General features: G+C 71.6%; 13 protein-coding genes. 10 read left to right on the plus strand and 3 right to left on the minus strand.

Translation table 11 applies throughout. The features are described 5' to 3' along the window. Positions 1-122: 122 nt before the first annotated feature. From ACOKGD_RS01200 to ACOKGD_RS01225, 6 genes are all read left to right on the plus strand, one after another. Positions 123-1,799, plus strand: a complete 1,677-nt coding sequence (locus tag ACOKGD_RS01200; RefSeq protein ID WP_342336235.1) for an ABC transporter substrate-binding protein — start codon at positions 123-125, stop codon at positions 1,797-1,799. Between the two features lie 140 nt (positions 1,800-1,939). After that, positions 1,940-2,764, plus strand: coding sequence for an ABC transporter ATP-binding protein (locus ACOKGD_RS01205; protein ID WP_342336237.1), 825 nt, complete (start codon positions 1,940-1,942; stop codon positions 2,762-2,764). Then, complete coding sequence (locus ACOKGD_RS01210) at positions 2,761-3,588, plus strand: ABC transporter ATP-binding protein (protein WP_342336238.1); 828 nt, start codon at positions 2,761-2,763, stop codon at positions 3,586-3,588. Before ACOKGD_RS01205 ends, ACOKGD_RS01210 begins: the two co-directional genes overlap by 4 nt. Before the next feature lie 2 nt (positions 3,589-3,590). Continuing rightward, the gene (locus tag ACOKGD_RS01215) at positions 3,591-4,580 is read left to right on the plus strand and encodes an ABC transporter permease (protein WP_421355130.1); all 990 of its coding nucleotides are present in this window, start codon (positions 3,591-3,593) and stop codon (positions 4,578-4,580) included. 1 nt (position 4,581) lies between these two features. Continuing rightward, complete coding sequence (locus ACOKGD_RS01220; RefSeq protein WP_342336240.1) at positions 4,582-5,619, plus strand: ABC transporter permease; 1,038 nt, start codon at positions 4,582-4,584, stop codon at positions 5,617-5,619. Continuing rightward, positions 5,616-7,859 carry a glycoside hydrolase family 3 N-terminal domain-containing protein gene (locus ACOKGD_RS01225; RefSeq protein ID WP_342336242.1) on the plus strand — a complete coding sequence of 748 codons (2,244 nt, stop codon included), beginning with the start codon at positions 5,616-5,618 and terminating at the stop codon, positions 7,857-7,859. The genes ACOKGD_RS01220 and ACOKGD_RS01225 overlap by 4 nt, the downstream gene beginning before the upstream one ends. Positions 7,860-8,011: 152 nt before the next feature. Here the strand turns inward: ACOKGD_RS01225 and ACOKGD_RS01230 are convergent, their stop codons facing one another. After that, positions 8,012-9,343 (minus strand): O-acetylhomoserine aminocarboxypropyltransferase/cysteine synthase family protein, encoded by a 1,332-nt coding sequence (locus ACOKGD_RS01230; RefSeq protein ID WP_342336243.1) that lies wholly within the window; start codon positions 9,341-9,343, stop codon positions 8,012-8,014. Positions 9,344-9,491: 148 nt separating this feature from the next. On the opposite strand from ACOKGD_RS01230, the gene ACOKGD_RS01235 reads away from it, so the two are divergent. Continuing rightward, entirely contained in the window at positions 9,492-10,145 is a 654-nt protein-coding gene (locus ACOKGD_RS01235; protein WP_342336246.1) for an acyl-CoA synthetase, read from the plus strand. Next, on the plus strand, positions 10,142-10,453 hold the full coding sequence (locus tag ACOKGD_RS01240) for an amino acid transporter (RefSeq protein ID WP_342336247.1): 312 nt from the start codon (positions 10,142-10,144) through the stop codon (positions 10,451-10,453). Before ACOKGD_RS01235 ends, ACOKGD_RS01240 begins: the two co-directional genes overlap by 4 nt. 18 nt (positions 10,454-10,471) lie before the next feature. Here the strand turns inward: ACOKGD_RS01240 and ACOKGD_RS01245 are convergent, their stop codons facing one another. Further along, positions 10,472-11,242, minus strand: coding sequence for a hypothetical protein (locus ACOKGD_RS01245; protein WP_342336249.1), 771 nt, complete (start codon positions 11,240-11,242; stop codon positions 10,472-10,474). Then, positions 11,239-11,856: a hypothetical protein gene (locus tag ACOKGD_RS01250; RefSeq protein WP_342336251.1), complete on the minus strand. Its 618-nt coding sequence runs from the start codon at positions 11,854-11,856 to the stop codon at positions 11,239-11,241. The genes ACOKGD_RS01245 and ACOKGD_RS01250 overlap by 4 nt, the downstream gene beginning before the upstream one ends. Before the next feature lie 178 nt (positions 11,857-12,034). Here ACOKGD_RS01250 and ACOKGD_RS01255 point away from each other — a divergent pair, with 178 nt between their 5' ends. Together ACOKGD_RS01255 and ACOKGD_RS01260 are read left to right on the plus strand one after the other, a co-directional pair. After that, positions 12,035-13,249, plus strand: coding sequence for a hypothetical protein (locus tag ACOKGD_RS01255; RefSeq protein ID WP_342336252.1), 1,215 nt, complete (start codon positions 12,035-12,037; stop codon positions 13,247-13,249). 61 nt (positions 13,250-13,310) lie between these two features. After that, positions 13,311-17,651, plus strand: a complete 4,341-nt coding sequence (locus tag ACOKGD_RS01260) for an FtsK/SpoIIIE domain-containing protein (protein ID WP_342336254.1) — start codon at positions 13,311-13,313, stop codon at positions 17,649-17,651. Positions 17,652-17,696: the final 45 nt, after the last annotated feature.

A 17,696-nucleotide genomic window follows, 5' to 3' on the forward strand; every position in this document is an offset into this window, starting at 1 on the left:
GATGCCGCCGCCTATTCTTCCTTTACAACTTACTTACTCGCAGGTAAGTTTCTTGAAACCGCTCCCGGAACGACCCGGGGGCACCCTGCAATCACGCAGAACGTCCCTTCAAAGGAGAAGCGATGGCACGCAAGCCCCTGATCTTCGCGGCAGGCCTCGGCCTCGTCACCGCGCTCGCCCTCACCGGGTGCGCGGGCGGCGGTGGCGACACCGCGGAGAAGCCGAGCGACAGCAAGCCCGAGGCGGGCGCGGCGCTCACGATCGCGAAGCCCGACGGCGCGATCACGACCGAGTCGAACAACCCCTGGTCCGGCGACTCGTCGGCCAACAAGCTCGGCTACAAGAACGTCATCTTCGAACCCCTCGCGATCGTCAACCCGACCGGCGACAACGAGACCACCCCCTGGCTCGCCGAGAAGGTCGAGTGGAACGACGACTACACGCAGCTCACGGTGACCCCCCGCGCCGGTGTGAAGTGGAACGACGGCGAGGACTTCACGGCCGACGACATCCTCTTCACCTTCAACCTCATCAAGAGCACGCCGGCCTTCGACACCGGCAACATCCAGCTCTCCGACATCAAGAAGGACGGCGACGACGTCGTGCTGACCTTCGCGGAGTCGAAGTTCGTCAAGCAGGCCCAGGTGCTCAACATCCAGATGGTGCCCGAGCACATCTGGAAGGACGTCGAGGACCCGACCACCTTCACCAACGAGAACCCGGTCGGCACCGGTCCCTACGTGCTCGACAAGTTCAGCTCGCAGTCGGTCACCGTGACCGCCCGCGACGACTACTGGGGCGGCACGCCGGCCGTGCCGACGCTCTACTACGTCTCGTACAACGACAACACGGCGCTCACCACGGCCCTCGCCAGCGGCGAGGCCGACTGGGCCCAGGCGTTCATCTCGGACATCGAGGGCCAGTACCTCTCGAAGGACGAGGCGAACATCTTCTGGCCCGCCAACGTCATGGCCCCCGACGTGCTGTTCCTCAACACGCAGGAGAAGCCGTTCGACGACGTCGCCTTCCGCAAGGCCGTCAACATGGTCATCGACCGCGAGGCGCACACCACGATCGCGCGTGAGAACGCCGGATCGCAGCTGACCAGCATCACCGGTCTGCCGACGCCGGTGGGCGAGAAGTACATCGCCCCCGAGTACCAGGGCGAGGAGTTCGAGATCGACGTCGAGGGCGCCAAGAAGCTCCTCGAGGACGCCGGCTACACGTGGGAGGGCGAGGCTCTCATGGACCCCGACGGCGAGCCCGTCGAGTTCACGCTCGAGGTCCCGCAGGGCTGGAACGACTACGTCACCGGCATCAGCCTCATCGCCGACCAGGTCAAGAAGACCCTCGGCGCCGACGCGAAGGTCGACACCCCCGACGTCGACACGTGGTGGAACGCGAAGCGCACCGGCGACTTCGACGCGATCATGCACTGGACCGACTCGGGGACGACGCCGTACGACCTGTACTCCGACACCATGGACGGCCGCTGGCTGCTCGCCGGCGACCAGGTCGACTACAACTTCGGCCGCTACGACAGCCCCGAGGCGACCGAGCTGCTGAACACCTACGCGAACGCCGCGAGCGACGAGGAGCGCACGGCCGCCATCGAGGGCGTGCAGAAGATCTTCGTCGAGGACGTCCCTGTCATCCCCGTGGGCACCCACCCGATCCTGGCCGAGTTCAACACCCGCAACTACGTGGGCTGGCCGAGCGACGAGGACCCGTACGCACCCGGCGACCCGCTGCAGGTCGCGGCGGTCCAGGTGCTGATGAACCTCGAGCCCGCCGAGTAGCAGCGCGCGCAGAGCCGAGCGATCGGCCGGCGGGGCCCCGGCGCATGCCGGGGCCCCGCCACCCTCAGACCCCACTGACCCGCGGTGCGCGTGCGATGACGCACGCGCTGCACCCCCGCGCCCTTGCGAAAGCGAACCCGATGCCAGACCCCCTGCTCACGGTGCGCGACTTCTCGGTCGAGTACGACGTGACCCCGCCGGTCAAGGCGGTGAAGAACGTGTCCCTCGAGCTGCAGCGCGGCGAGATCCTCGGCCTGGCCGGCGAGAGCGGATGCGGAAAGACCACCCTCGCGTACGGCGTGCAGCGCCTGCTGCGCGCCCCCGCCGTCATCACCGGCGGCGACGTCGTCTTCCATGACGCGAAAGGCGCCGACATCGACGTCAACACGCTCGACGCCGACGAGATGCAGCGGTTCCGCTGGGACAAGATCTCGATGGTCTTCCAGGGCGCGATGAACGCCCTCAACCCCGTCGCCACGATCGGCGCCCAGCTCGACGACGTCTTCCTCGTGCACCGCCCCGACATGGGGCGCGCCGAGCGGCGCCGCGAGTGCGAGGAGCTGCTCGAGATCGTCAAGGTCGGCCGCGACCGCTACCGCTCGTACCCGCACGAGCTCTCCGGCGGCATGCGCCAGCGCGTGATGATCGCCATGGCCCTCGCGTTGCGCCCGCAGCTGATGGTGATGGACGAGCCGACCACCGCGCTCGACGTGCTCGTGCAGCGCGACATCCTGCAGCAGATCTCCGAGCTGCGCCACGAGTTCGGCTTCTCGGTCATCTTCATCACCCACGACCTGCCGCTGCTGCTCGAGATCAGCGACCGGATCGCGATCATGCGCGAGGGCGAGATCGTCGAGCTCGGGACGAGCCGCGACATCTGGGAGCGCCCGCGGCACGACTACACCAAGAAGCTGCTCAGCTCGTTCCCGCGCCTCACCGGCGCCAAGGGGGTGCTCGCGCGATGACCGCCCTCGAGTTCCGCAACGTCACCAAGCGCTACCGCGTGCGCGGCGCGCAGCCGATCCTCGCCCTCGACGACGTCTCGTTCATCCTGCGCGAGCGTCAGACGATCGCCCTGGTCGGACAGTCCGGATCCGGCAAGTCGACGATCGCGAAGATCCTCACCCAGCTCGAGACGCCCACGTCGGGCCAGGTGCTGCTCGACGGCAAGCCGATCCCCACCCGGGGCCGCGGCCTGCGCGCGTATCGCCAGCAGCTGCGCATGGTGTTCCAGGACCCGTTCGCCTCGCTGAACCCGTACCACTCGATCCGGTACCACCTCGAGCGCCCGCTGCGCCTGGACGACGTTGTGCCGGCCGCCGAGACCGATGCCGAGGTGCGTCGCCTCCTCGAGCGGGTGCGCCTCGACGCCGACGCCGTGATCGACCGCCGCCCGCACGAGCTGTCCGGCGGGCAGCGTCAGCGCGTCGCGATCGCCCGCGCCCTGGCGTCGCGCCCGAAGCTGCTCGTCGCCGACGAGCCCGTCTCGATGCTCGACGTCTCGATCCGCGTCGGCGTGCTGAACCTGCTCGCCGAGCTGCAGCGCGACGAGGGCCTCGGGGTGCTCTACATCACCCACGACCTCGCGACGGCGCGCCACTTCTCGGACGAGATCATGGTGCTCCACCACGGCCGCGTGGTCGAGCAGGGGGCAGCGGACGACGTGATCCTCACCCCCCGCCACGAGTACACGCGGGCCCTGCGCGCGGCCTCGCCCGACCCCGAGAAGCACTTCGCCTCGGCACCCGGCATCCCCGACGTCCGCACCGCGAACGGAGGCGCCGCGTGAACATCCCCTTCCGCTTCATCCTCAACCGCGCGGTGTTCTACCTGTTCACCCTCTGGGCGGCCATCACCATCAACTTCCTCGTCCCCCGGATGATGAAGGGCGACCCGGTCACCGCCTACATGGCGAAGTACCGCGGCCAGATCTCGCCCGAGGCCGAGGCCGCCATCCGCGCCCTGTTCGGCCTCGACAAGGACAAGTCGCTCTGGCAGCAGTACCTCGACTACTGGGGCCTGCTGCTGCGCGGTGACCTCGGCGCCTCGTTCTCGAACGGCCTCTCGCCGGTCGGCGACGTCATCGCCACCGCGCTGCCCTGGACCCTCGGTCTCGTCGGGCTCGCGACCGTGCTCTCCTTCCTCATCGGCACCGTCACGGGCGCCGTCATCGGGTGGAACCGCGGCAGCCGCGCCGACATCATCGTGCCGATCACCACGTTCTTCTCGACCGTGCCGTACTTCTGGCTCGGCCTGATCGCGATCGCCGTGTTCGCGAGCACGCTGGGCTGGTTCCCCGCCTCGCACGCCTACGACAAGGGATCCGCCCCCGAGTGGTCGCTCGACTTCATCGGTCAGGTCGTGGCGCACGGCGCGCTGCCGCTCATCACGATCCTGATCGCCTCGCTCGGCGGATGGATCCTCGGCATGCGCAACATGATGCTGACCGTGCTCGACGAGGACTACATCACCGTCGCGCAGGCGAAGGGCATGCCCACCCGCCGGGTGCTGTGGCGCTACGCCGCGCGCAACGCGGTGCTGCCGCAGCTGTCGAGCTTCGCCCTGTCGATCGGCTTCATCGTGAGCGGGACGATCGTTATGGAGATGGTCTTCTCGTACCCGGGCGTCGGCAAGATGCTGCTCGATGCGACCAGCGCGAAGGACTACCCGCTGATGCAGGGCCTGTTCCTGATCATCACCCTCGCCGTGCTGTGCGCGAACATCCTCGCGGACATCGCACACGCGATCCTCGACCCGCGCACCCGTCAGTCGGAGGCCTGAGATGACCGATACCGCCGCAGCCGACATGCCCGCCACCGGGATCGGCGTGCCCGAGACCGCGACCGTCCGCACCGCGATGGCCGAGCCCCCGCGTCGCAAGAGCTTCTGGGGGCAGCTCGCGGCGTCGTTCGCGATGTTCCGCAATCCGAAGTCGCTCGCGGGCCTCATCATCATCGGCGTCTTCGTGCTGGTCGCCGTCTTCGGCGACCTGATCGCGCCGTTCGGCCCGCTCGACAAGGACTACCAGGCGCTGCGCCAGGGGCCCTCGCCGGCGCACCTGCTGGGCACCACGCACATGGGCGAGGACATCTTCAGCCAGATCGTGTTCGGCACCCGGGGTGTGCTGGTCGTCGGCTTCCTCGCCGGGATCATGGGCACCTTCATCGCCGTCATCGTCGGCGTCATCGCCGGCTACACCCGCGGCTGGAAGAGCGAGTCGCTGTCGGCCCTCACCAACGTGTTCCTGGTGATCCCGGGTCTGCCGCTGATCATCATCGTGGCGTCGCAGTTCGAGGATCCGCCGCTGTGGGTGATCGCTCTGACCCTCGCCGTGACCGGATGGGCCTGGGGTGCGCGCGTGCTGCGGGCCCAGACCATGTCGCTGCGCAACCGCGACTTCATCCAGGCGGCGCGCGCCAACGGCGAGTCGCTGCCGCGCCTGATCTTCGTCGAGATGCTGCCCAACCTGCTCGCCATCATCGCCTCGAGCTTCGTCGGCACGGTCACCGCGGCGGTCCTGGGCCTCACGACCCTCGCCTTCATCGGCGTGATCCCCATCTCGAACCTCAACTGGGGCACGATCCTGTTCTGGGCGCAGTCGAACGGCGCGTTCCCGAACTACTGGTGGTGGTACGTGCCCGCGGGCCTGTGCATCGCGATCCTGGGCGTCGCGCTGTCGCTGGTGAACTTCGGCATCGACGAGTACGTCAACCCGCGCCTGCGCTCGGCGGGCGAGCGCGCCCGCGCCATGAAGAAGCGCGGGCTCAGCATCACGCAGGCCGTCACCGCCGTGCGAACTCCCTCGGAGGGCGCCTCGTGAGCGCGGTCGACACCGCCGTCTACCTCGATCCGTCGGCGCCGGTCAGGGATCGCGTCACCGATCTGCTGGGCCGGATGACCGTCGAGGAGAAGGTGGGGCAGATGCTCCAGCTCGACGCGCGCGACGACATCGACGACCACGTCCTGCGCCGCCACGTCGGGTCGATCCTGCACACCTCGCCCGAGCGGCTCGAGCGCGCGCACGCGCTCACCGCCCGGACCCGGCTGCGGATCCCGCTCGTGGTGGGGGAGGACTGCATCCACGGCCACTCGTTCTGCGAGGGCGCGACGATCTTCCCCACTCAGCTCGGCATGGCGGCCACGTGGGACGCCGGCCTCGTCGAGCGGGCGGCCCGCGCCACGGCCGTCGAGGTCGCCGCGACCGGGGTGCACTGGACGTTCTCGCCGGTGCTCTGCATCACCCGCGACCTGCGCTGGGGGCGCGTGAACGAGACGTTCGGCGAGGATCCGCACGTCATCGGCGAGCTCGCCAGCGCGATGGTGCGCGGCTACCAGGGCACGGGCCTGACCGATCCGACCGCGATCCTGGCCACCGCCAAGCACTTCGCCGGGTACTCCGAGACGCAGGGCGGGCGCGACGCGAGCGAGGCCGACATCTCGCGCCGCAAGCTCCGCTCGTGGTTCCTGCCGCCGTTCGAGCGCGTGGCCCGCGAGGGCTGCCGCACCTTCATGCTCGGCTACCAGACCACCGACGGCGTGCCCATCACGATCAACGAGTGGCTGCTCAGCGACGTGCTGCGGGGCGAGTGGGGCTACACGGGCACCCTCATAACCGACTGGGACAACGTCGGGCGCATGGTGTGGGAGCAGCAGGTGCAGCCCGACATCGCGCACGCGGCCGCGGCGGCCGTGAAGGCCGGCAACGACATGGTCATGACGACGCCGACCTTCTTCGAGGGGGCCCTCGAGGCGATCTCGCGGGGGATGCTCGCCGAATCGGATCTGGACGACGCGGTCGGGCGGATCCTCACGCTGAAGTTCGAGCTCGGCCTGTTCGAGCAGCCCCGCCACCCCGATGCCTCGCGTATGGCCGCGGTGCTCGGGGCCCCCGAGCACGCCGCGCTGAACCTCGAGATCGCCCGGCGGTCGCTGGTGCTGCTGCGCAACGACGGGCTGCTGCCGCTGCCCGCCGAGGCGACCAGGGTGGCCGTCGTCGGCCCCCTCGCCGACGACGCGCAGACCCAGCTCGGCGACTGGGCGGGCAACTCGGGCCAGGCCGGCTGGCTGCCCGACGGCCAGCCGCGCGACATGATCACGACCGTCCTGGACGGGCTGCGCGCGCAGCCGGGCCTGGAGGTGTCGTACGCCCGCGGCGCCGACATCCTCACCCTCGTGCCGGATCCGTCGGGGCCCGTGTTCCCGGACGGCCAGCCCCGCCCGCTCGTGGTCGAGCCCGTCGAGCCCGACGAGGCGATGATCGCCGAGGCCGTGGCCGCCGCCCGCGCGGCCGACGTCGTCGTGGCCGTTGTGGGCGACCGGATCGAGCTGGTCGGCGAGGCCCGCTCGACCGCGACCCTCGAGCTCATCGGGGGGCAGAAGGCGCTGCTCGACGCGCTCGCGGCGACCGGCACGCCCCTGGTCGTGGTGCTGCTCGCCTCGAAGCCGCTGGTGCTGCCGCCGTCCGCGATGGGCGCGGAGGCGATCCTGTGGGTCGCCAACCCCGGCATGCAGGGCGGCCGGGCCATCGCCGAGCTGCTGCGGGGCGACATCGAGCCCACCGGCCGCCTTCCGCTCTCGTTCGCGCGGCACGTCGGCCAGCAGCCGACGTACTACAACCAGATCCGCGGGCAGCACGGCGACCGGTACGCCGACCTCACGCAGAGCCCCGCGTGGGTCTTCGGCGAGGGGCTGTCGTACACGACCGTGGAGTACGCCGACGCGCGGGTCTCAACGCCCGTCGTCACCGCGGGCGACACCATCCGCGCCCAGGTCACGGTGTCCAACACCGGATCGCGCCCGACGCTCGAGACCGTGCAGGTGTATGTCAGCGACACGGTCACGTCGGTGAGCTGGGCCGACAAGGAGCTCAAGCACTGGATCCAGGTGCCGCTCGCGCCGGGCGAGACGCGCGTGGTCGACATCGAGCTGCCGGCCTCGGCCTGCACGATCGTCGACGCCCGTGGCGACCGGGTCGTGGAGCCCGGATCCTTCGAGCTGCGGATCGGCCCCTCCTCACGAGAGCAGGATCTGCTTCCGGTGACCTTCGAGGTCACCGGCTGAGACTCTCGCCTGGCCGCTGCTCACTTCACTCCTTTGTGGCGGCGAGGCGAGAACACCGAACCGCGTCCGGGTGCTTGTGGTGAACACCCGGGCGCGGTTCTCCCTCTGGGCGGCCGGTGCCCCGCGGTGCGCGGCGACGCGCGGGGAAGGGGTCAGAGCCCGGCGTCCCTGACCGCGTCGAGGGCCTGGCGGAGGTCGGCGATGAGGTCGTCGGCGGTCTCGAGGCCGATCGAGAGCCGCAGCAGGCCGTCGTCGACGCCGAGGCGCGCGCGGTGCTCGGGGGTGAAGCCCACGTGCGTGGTGGTGGCGGGGTGCAGGATCATCGAGCGCGTGTCGCCGATGTGGGTCATGCGGCTGATCAGGCGCAGCGAGTCGTAGAACACCTCGGCGGCGGGGAGCCCGCCCGCCAGCGAGACCGCGAACACCGACCCCGGCTTGCCCTTGTACACGCGCTGGGCGAGCTCGTACTGCGGACTTCCCGCGAGGCCGGCGTAGTCGACGCGGGCGACCTCGGGCTGCTCGGCGAGCCAGTGGGCGATGGTGTGCGTGCTGTCGACGTGGCGATCCATACGCAGCGACAGGGTCTCGATGCCCTGCTGCAGCAGGAACGAGTTCAGGGGCGAGAGCGCGGGGCCCATATCGTTCACGATCGTCGTGCGCAGGTAGACCTCGAGCGCCCGGTCGCCGGCCTTGTCGAGGATGGACGCACCACCCGGCACCGCGGGCTCGGTGATGCCGGGGTAGCTGCGGGAGGCGCCCGCCCAGTCGAAGTTGCCGCCGTCCACGATCGCGCCCGAGAGGCCGGCCCCGTGGCCCGAGAGGAACTTCGTCGACGAGTGGATGACGATGTTGGCGCCGTCCTCGAAGGGCCGCGTGAGGTAGGGCGAGGCCACCGTGTTGTCGACGACGAGCGGCAGGCCGTGCCGCGCGGCCACCCGGGCGACGGCGGCGATGTCGACGATGTCGTTGCGCGGGTTCGGGATCGTCTCGGTGAAGAGGATCTTCGTCTCGGGGCGGATCGCTGCCTCCCACTCGGCCTCGTCCGTCCAGTCCCAGACGTAGCTGGTCTCCACGCCCAGCCGCGGGAAGGTGCGGGCGAAGATCGACTGCGTGCCGCCGTAGATGGTGGCGGTCGAGACGATGTGGTCGCCCGAGCCCGCGAGGCCGAGCAGCGTGGTGACGATCGCCGCCTGACCCGATCCGACCAGGATCGCGCCGGTGCCGCCCTCGAGCGACGCGATGCGCTGCTCGGCGACCAGGTGCGTCGGGTTCAGGTTGCGCGAGTAGATCTGGCCCGCGTCCTCGCCCGTGAAGCGGTCCCAGCCGTTCTGCAGCGAGTCGAAGCGGTACCCCGCGGTCAGGTAGATCGGCGCGACCCGGGCGTTGTAGCCGTGCTCGTCGGTGTCGCCGACGTGCACCTGGCGGGTCTCGAAGCCGAAGCCGTCCCAGGTCGTGCGGGAAGGGCGGATCTCGTGCGAAGTCACCGCATCACGCTATTCGGTTACGTCATCGATTGCCGGTTCGGCGACACAGGGGTTAACGTGACCGCCCCTGGGGCGCCCCGGGTCGGTGCCGGCGCCGATGCCGGGCACCTAGGCGGGCGCTCAGACTGCCCCGCCTAGACTGGGTGTCATGCCCACCCCCGTCGCGCCCGCGCGTGTGACCGCGCGCCACGTGCAGCTCGCGCGTGCGCTGTTCGCGGCGGTCGCAGCGCTGATGATCACGTTCTCCCCGGATCACTCCGCGGAGGTCGGGCTCGCCGCGTTCGGCGGCTTCGGCATCGCCACCGGCCTGGTCTTCGCGCTCGCCGCATGGCTCGTCGCGCGCCCGGGCGAGCGCGGATCCTGGGTCCTGCTCTCGGCCCCGTACATCGTCATCGGCATGATCGGCAGCCTCCCGCTGCTGCGCACCGACGCCAGCTTCTTCGTGCTGGTGATCGTGTTCGCGCTGCTGGCGGGCCTCATCGAGCTGCTGCAGGGCCTTCGCCTGCGCGAGCGGCTCGGCCGTGGCCTGTCGCGTGACGCGATCTTCGTCGGGGCGCTCACGATCGTCCTGGGCCTGGCGCTGCTGCTGGTGCCCGTGGGCTACTCGCTCGAGTACGTCATCGAGGAGGCCGGCCGCTTCACGCTCACCGGCATCACCATCGGAGTCGGCATCTTCGGCGGCTACGCGGCGATCGTGGCCGTGTACCTCGCCATCGCCGGCTTCTCCCCGGAGCAGAAGGACGTCGCCGCAGGCGACGCGGAAGACGGGGCGCTCGCCGCCGCGCAGGAGGATCGCTCGTGACCGACAAGCCCACCCGCCGCGACCTGATGCGCCCCGCGCAGCTGCTCGCCATCGCCTTCGGCGCCGCCCTGTTCGGCGGTCTCATCACCGCCATGTCGATGGGCGCCTTCCAGGCCATCCCCGGCGAGGCGATCCTGCGGGCGTGGACCGTCGGCGGCATCGTCGCGGGCGTCTCGTTCATCGCGGTGCTGCTGATCGTCTCGATCCTGCTGCTCGTCGTCGACCCGGCCACCCAGGGCGGCACGGTCGACCAGCCCGTCCTGGTGAAGAAGGACGCCGAGCGGGCGAAGAAGCCCTCCGCGCACTGAGCGCGTCCGGCGCGAGCCTCACTCGCAGGGCTGGGACAGCTCCGTCGGCACGGTGATCTCGGGCGCCACGCCCCAGTCGGCGAAGGTGAAGTCGCCGTCGCCCGAGGCGTCACCGGCGACGAAGTGCGCCGGCAGCGGCGCACCTGCCGCGGCGATCGTGAGCCGCCCGAAGGGCGTCTCGCTGCCGCCGATCACGACCTCGGTCGTCGAGGCATCCGGCGCGGGCTCGGCCACACCGATCTCCTCGGCGCCGCTGAGCAGCGCCTCGACCAGGGCGGCCGGATCCAGCAGCGGCTCCCACTCCGACAGGATCGCGTCGGCCGAGGTCGTGCACACGAACCCGGTGCGGAACTCGGCGACCCCCGTGCGCTCGGCGTAGGCCGCGTTGCCGCGCGCGTACACCCGGCCGTCGGCCATCACGAGGTCGACGTGCATGTCGCCCGCCGTGATGCCGGCGGCCATCGCGCCGTACTCGCCCCGGTACTCCACCTTCAGCGTGCGGCCCGTGTACGGCTCGGTGTCGGCGTCCTCGGGGGTGACCATCTCGGTGAACGAGCCGCGATAGGTCACCGGCCCGGCCTCGCGGACGGCCTCGACGATCTCGTCGATCACGGGTGGCCCCGTCAGCAGCCAGAGGCCGTTGCCGCGCGAATCCGGGCCCCACTGCGAGGGGTCGGCCGCCGGGGTCGTCGGCGGCTCCTGGTCGGGGCCGGAGCTGCGCGACGTGCACGACCCGAGCGCGAGCGTCAGGGCGACGATCCCCGTGACGGCGGCGAGGCGGCGCATCATCCGGCGGCGGCGTCCGCGATGCAGGTGCTCTGCCCGCCCTGCGACGCGAGGTCGCCGGCGTTCAGCGTGACGTCGGCCTCCAGGCCCGCCTCGCGCACGACGAAGCACGTGTCGGCGTCCCAGAAGCCGGCCGCGCTCGGCAGCCACGCGTCGGTGCCCCCGCGGACGTTGGCCGACAGATCGACGATCTCGCCGTCGCCGCCGATCGCGTAGAGGCTGTAGGCCGCGTCGGGGCCGTCCCAGTCGAGGTGCGCGACGTCCTCGGCGACGGTGACCGTGAGCCCCGTCACAACGACATCGGTCGCGGTCAGGGCCGCGACGATCATCCACGCGGCCATTCCCGCCAGCGACAGGAAGGTCAGGATCGCCGACACGATGAAGGCGGGGTGCGTCCACCATCCCCGGGCCTTCTGCTGCCGGGCGGTGAGCACGGGCAGCGGCGAGCCGCCGCGGCCGAGCGGCGGCTTCGGTGCGGGGGAGCGCAGGGCGGTCTGGCCGGGCTCGGCGCCCAGCAGCGTCGTCGCGCCCTGCCCGGGGGCGACCACGGGCGCGGGCTGCGGGGCCGGCGCCACCGGTGCCGAGGCGCTCCGGCGCGCGCGTCGCGAGTCCGACATCCGATCCCCCTGGTCTCCGCGGCGCTCCGAGCGTGCGACGCCTCCCCCCGATTCTGCACGGAACGGGCGGGCGACGCATTCCGGCGGGCGGGCAGGGGTCCACCCGGGGCCGGCCGGCCGCTCCGCCTAGCATGGACACCGGCGGCCCCGGGGGTGCGGGCCGCACGAGGAGGCTGGCATGGGGGCACGGGTCGTCGCGACGCGCGTCCTCGCCCTCGCCGTCGTTGCCGCCGTGGTGCTCGCCGCCGCCGGGCTGGCGGCCGCGCAGGCCGCCGTCGCCTACACCGGGCCCAACGCGATCGCCGTGCCCTATACCGAGGAGAAGGTCGTGAAGCCCGCGGACGGCTGGACGTTCCAGGACTGCGGGGCCATCGCGAAGGCCGGCGGCGCGCTGGTCATCGCCTGCGATCCCTCCACCGGGTTCACCGTGAAGTCGCCCGGCTACGACCCCGACTTCGGCGAGGTCATCGTCCCGGTGAAGATGACCAATGGGCGCACCAGCACCACGATCGACTACGTGCTCTCCCTGGAGCCGCCGGCGGTGCCCGAGCTCGCCGAGATGACCTACCCGCATCCCGCCCCGGCCGGCGGCACGCTGCTGATCCCGATCAGCGACCTCGGCATCACGTGCACCGCGTGCTCGGCCGGCAGCGGCCTGGAGGTGACGTCGTTCGCCCCGGTGGGCGCCGCCACCGTGCTGCCGACCGAGACGCACCTCGTCGTCCGGCCCCGCGCCGGGTTCGAGGGGCCGCTCGAGATCACCATCCGCGCGGGCGACATGTACGGAGGCTGGTCGTCGCCCACGGTCATCACCGTGCCGGTCTCGCGCCTCGACGAGGACGCCCCGGTCCCGCAGCACGTGCAGCGGCCCCTCGCGGCCGAGGCGAGCACGTTCGACCTGCCCGGCCTCGTCCACTTCCCCGCGGGGCCCGACGACGCGCAGATCCTGTGCGGCTCGGCGATCCACGGCACCGTCGTGTGCGACGCCGCCGGCACGGCGACCTACACGCCGTTCGAGAAGGCGCAGGTCGACCAGTTCTCCTTCCACGTCGCCCAGAACGGCGACTACGCGACCGGATCGGTGACCCTCGTCGCCGAGGACGTCGAGGTCGGCCTGCCGGCGAAGGGTCTTGCGGTCTCCGAGCCGCGCACGAGCCCGACGCCCGCGCCGACGCCCGCCCCCGAGCCGGAGCCCGAGGAGACCGACGATCCGGACGCGGACCCCGCCGATGAGGACACGAAGAAGAAGGACGAGGAGAAGCAGGAGCAGCAGATGGTGCTGCTGCGCGTCGCCTCGCCGCTCGTGCCCGCGTCGCCCCCGGACGAGACGGGTGGCATGGTGGGGGTGTTCACGCCCCTCGTCGAGACCATGAACCGGGCGGGGGCGAGATGACTCGGAACACCGCGACACACAGCCACGGGGCCGCGGCCCCCGGACCCTGGGAGGACCGCCGATGAGCGTGCGCCTGACGCTGCGGGATTCGCCCGCCGAGCCCGCCGGCAGGTCGTGGCTGCTGAAGGTCGACGAGGCCACCACGGTCGGCGAAGTCGCCGAGTCGCTGGGGGTGAGCCCGGGGCTGCTGGTCCGGGAGGCCGACGCGGCGACGCCGCTCGCCGAGGCCGGGCTGCTGTCGGGCTCCGTGATCCCGCCGGTCGCGGCCGCCGAGCCCGCGCCCGGCACCGTCCGGCTCGAGATCATCGGCGGGCCCTTCGCCGGCGCGGGCATCCCGCTTGAGCGCGGCCAGGCGATCACGGTCGGATCGGGCCCGCAGGACGACGTGCGCGTGGCCGACCCCTCCCTCGTCGCCGCCCACCTCACGGTCCAGATCGCGCTCGGCGGCCCGTCCGATCCGCTGCTGGCCACGGTGACCCCCGCCGCCGGAGCGCTCGTGCGCGTGAACGGCACCGACATCACCGCCGCCGAGCGCATCGTGCCCGCCGACATCGTGCAGGTCGGCAGCGTTGTGCTGCGCATCGGCATGGCCCCCGGCGCCGACGCCGACCTCACCGAGGCCGTGGGCGCCCGCGGCTTCAACCGCCCCTCGCGCATCCATCCGTTCAAGCCGCAGCCGGTGATCCAGCTCCCCGGCGACAAGCCCGAGGAGCAGGACGCGTCGCCGCTGCCCTGGCTGTCGGCCGTCATCCCGGTGATCCTGGGCGTGACGATGGCGATGATCTTCCAGCGTCCGGTGATGCTGATCATGGCCGCCGCGAGCCCGATCATGGTCATCGGATCCTTCCTCACGCAGAGCAAGCTGCAGAAGAAGAAGGGCGTCAAGACCGAGCAGCAGTGGATCGACGAGGTCCGGCGGGCCGGCGAGCGCATCCAGGATCTGGTCAAGCGGCAGCGCCTCGAGGCCTGGTACCGGCTCCCGGACCCGGTCGTCATCCGCGACATCGCGCTGCGGCCGCTGTCGCGCCTGTGGGAGCGGCGCAAGAAGGACATCGACGCCTCCCGCCTGCGCGTGGGCGTGAGCGAGATCGCGCTCGATGTGCGCTTCGAGGGCGGCGGCAAGGACAAGGGCGTCGAGCAGCGCGTGGGCGTGGCCCCCGCCCCGGTCTCGGTGGACCTGCGCGAGGGCGTCGCGGGCATCGCGGGCACGGCGGACGCGGTCCGCGCGACGGCCCGGTCGATGGTCGCCTCCTTCGCCACGCTGCGCAGCCCCCGCGACGCCGAGCTGGTTGTGCTGTGCGACGACGCGCAGGACTCCCAGTGGGGCTGGACGTCCTGGCTGCCCCACACGCACCCCGGCGACGGGGTGCCCGCCATGGTCGGCAACGACGACGACACCCGCCGCGAGCGGTTGCGCGAGCTCGCGGTGGCCCTGGACCTGCGGATGCGCATGGCCGGGCAGCGCGGCTACGAGGCGCCCACCGACGTGCTTGTGGTGGTCGACGGGGCGCGCCGGTTCCGCATGCTGCCCGGCATGGTGCCGCTGCTGGAGCACGGCCCCGCGCACGGCATCTTCGTCCTGGCGCTGGACGCCGACCGCTCGCGCCTCCCCGAGGAGGCGAAGAACGTGATCGTCGTCGACTCGGACGACCCGTCCATGGGCACCCTCGAGACGCCGGGTGAGTACTTCCCGACGGTGCTGCTCGACGGCGTCTCGGTGCCCGACTGCGAGCGCATCGCCCGCAGCCTGTGCTCGATCCAGCACGTCTCGGGGGTGGGCGACGAGGCCATGCTTCCCACCAGCGTCCGCATGGTCGAGCTGCTCGGCATCGACCTGGACGATCCCGCGCCGATCGTCCGCCGCTGGACCGCGCAGCCCCGCAACACCTACGTCGTGGTCGGCGCCAACGCCGACGGCGAGTTCGCGCTCGACATCTCGCGCGACGGCCCGCACGCGCTCGTCGCGGGCACAACCGGATCCGGCAAGTCCGAGTTCCTGCAGGCGCTGGTGATCGGCCTCGCCATGGCGAACCGCCCCGACGCGCTCAACTTCGTGCTCATCGACTACAAGGGCGGATCGGCCTTCGCCGACTGCGAGCGCCTGCCGCACACGGTCGGCATGGTCACGAACCTCGACGCCCGCGAGACGGAGCGCGCCCTGGCCTCGCTCGATGCCGAGCTGAAGCGCCGCGAGCAGGTGCTGCGCGACATGGGCGCGAAGGACATCGACTCGGCCTGGGCGCGCGACGCCGAGACGGCGGCCAGCCGCGGGCTCGCCCGCCTGATGCTCGTCATCGATGAGTTCGCCGAGCTGCGCACCGAGCTTCCCGACTTCATCGACGGCCTGGTGCGCATCGCCCGCGTGGGCCGCTCGCTCGGGGTCAACCTCGTGCTCGCCACCCAGCGCCCCTCCGGCGTCGTGACGCCCGAGATGCAGTCGAACATCAGCCTCCGCGTGGCCCTGCGCGTCGTCGACCGCAGCGACTCGAACGACATCATCGGATCGGGCGAGGCCGGCTTCATCAGCCCGTCGACCCCGGGCCGCGGCTTCGCGCGCCTCAGCCCGTCCGCCGCTCCGGTGCCGTTCCAGACGGCGCGCGTGGCGGGGATCCGCCCCGGCGTGCAGCGCACCGTGAAGGTGCTGCCGCCGAAGGCGCCGCTCGAGTGGGAGTCGCTGGGCTTCCCGCCGCGCTTCCCCCAGTCGGCCAAGGCCGCCGAGAACCACGACCACGACGACACCGACCTGCGCGCGCTCGTCAACCTCGTCACGGCCGCCACCGAGCAGCTCGGCATCGCGAAGAACCCCAGCCCCTGGCTGATGCCGCTGCCGGCCACCCTCCCTCTCGACCGGTTCGAGGGCGAGGAGCGGGGCGAGACGGAGATCGTCCTGGGCCTCGAGGACGTGCCCGAGGATCAGGCCCAGCGCACCCTCACGTGGGATCTCGCGCGCGGCTCGCACATGATGTTCTTCGGCGGCTCGATGTCGGGCCGCACGACGGCGCTCCGCACCGTCCTGGCGCAGGTCGTGCAGCGCTTCGCGCCGTCCGATCTGCACATCTACGCCGCCGACTACGGCAACGGCGCGCTGCTGCCCCTGGCCGACGCCCCGCACTGCGGCGCCGTGGTCACGCCGCTCGACGCCGAGCGCCTCCCGCGCCTCACCCAGCGCCTGCTCGAGGACCTGGCGCACCGCCAGACGGTGATGTCCGAGGCCGGCGTCGGCAACATCGTCGAGCAGCGCCGCAGCGCGGCTCCCGGCCAGGCCCTGCCGTACACGATCGTTGTGGTCGACGGATGGGAGCGCCTGCTGTCGACGCTCAACCCCGACAGCCTCATCGCGTTCCGCGACCAGTTCCTGCGCCTGCTGCGCGAGGGCCCCGCCGTCGGCGTGCGCGTCCTGCTCTCGGGCGACCGCGGCATCTCGGGCGACAAGATCGCGACGTTCATCGACACGCAGTACGTGCTGCCGATGCGCGACGTGGGCGACTACCGCGCGGCCGGCATCTACGCCAAGGACATCCCGACGGGCCTGCCCGCCGGACGCGTGCTGTTCGGCGCCGATGCCAGCGAGGCCCAGCTGGCCGTCCTCGGCCGCGACGCGGGAAGCGAGGCGCAGACGACCGCGCTCCGTCGGATCGTCGAGTCGGTGCGCGATGCGTGGGATCTCGGCGTGGAGCAGACCGTCGCGAACGGGCAGGATCCCGTCGGTCCCGCGCCGTTCCGCGTCGACGCGATGCCGAAGTACGTCGCGCGCAGCGCGGCCCTCGCCATGCCGATCGCCCGCGACAGCGCGCCCGAGGGGATCCTGCTCGGCGTCGGCGGCGACCGCCTGGCGCGCTACACGCTCGACTGGCCCGACGACGGGGGCTTCACCGTCCTCGGCGGGCGTCGCTCCGGTCGCACGTCGACCCTCGAGCTGATCGTCGCCCAGCTCATCGAGCGCGGCACGGCGCTCGTGGTGGGCGCGCCGCGGCCGTCGGCGCTGGTGGAGCGCGCCCGCGCGGCCGGGGTTCCGGTGATCGACAACCCCGCGCTCACGCCCATGGAGCTGGACGCCCTCCTCGAGCCGTTCGGCGACGGCCTGGTGACCGTGGTCGTCGACGATGTCGAGCAGTTCAAGAACGCGCCGATCGAGCACGCGCTGACGGGCATCAAGCACCGCGCCCGCTTCATCGTCGCGGCCGACATCGAGTCGATGTCGACCCTGTTCGGCGGGCCCTACGTCGAGGCCAAGCGCGCCCGGCGCTCGATCGTGCTGCAGCCGCCGTCGGCGATGTACGGCACGCAGGCCACCGGCGTGGCGATCCCGAAGTTCATGCTGGGCGCCGTGCCCGCGGGCGGCGGCGTGCTCATGACGCACAGCGGCTGGCTGCAGGTGCGTGTGCCGGATGTGACCCAGTGAGCCGCGCGCGGCCGATCCGCCCGCTCTGACAGACACCGAACACCA

Source organism: Microbacterium phosphatis (genome assembly GCF_049177115.1).
Taxonomy (GTDB): domain Bacteria; phylum Actinomycetota; class Actinomycetes; order Actinomycetales; family Microbacteriaceae; genus Microbacterium; species Microbacterium phosphatis.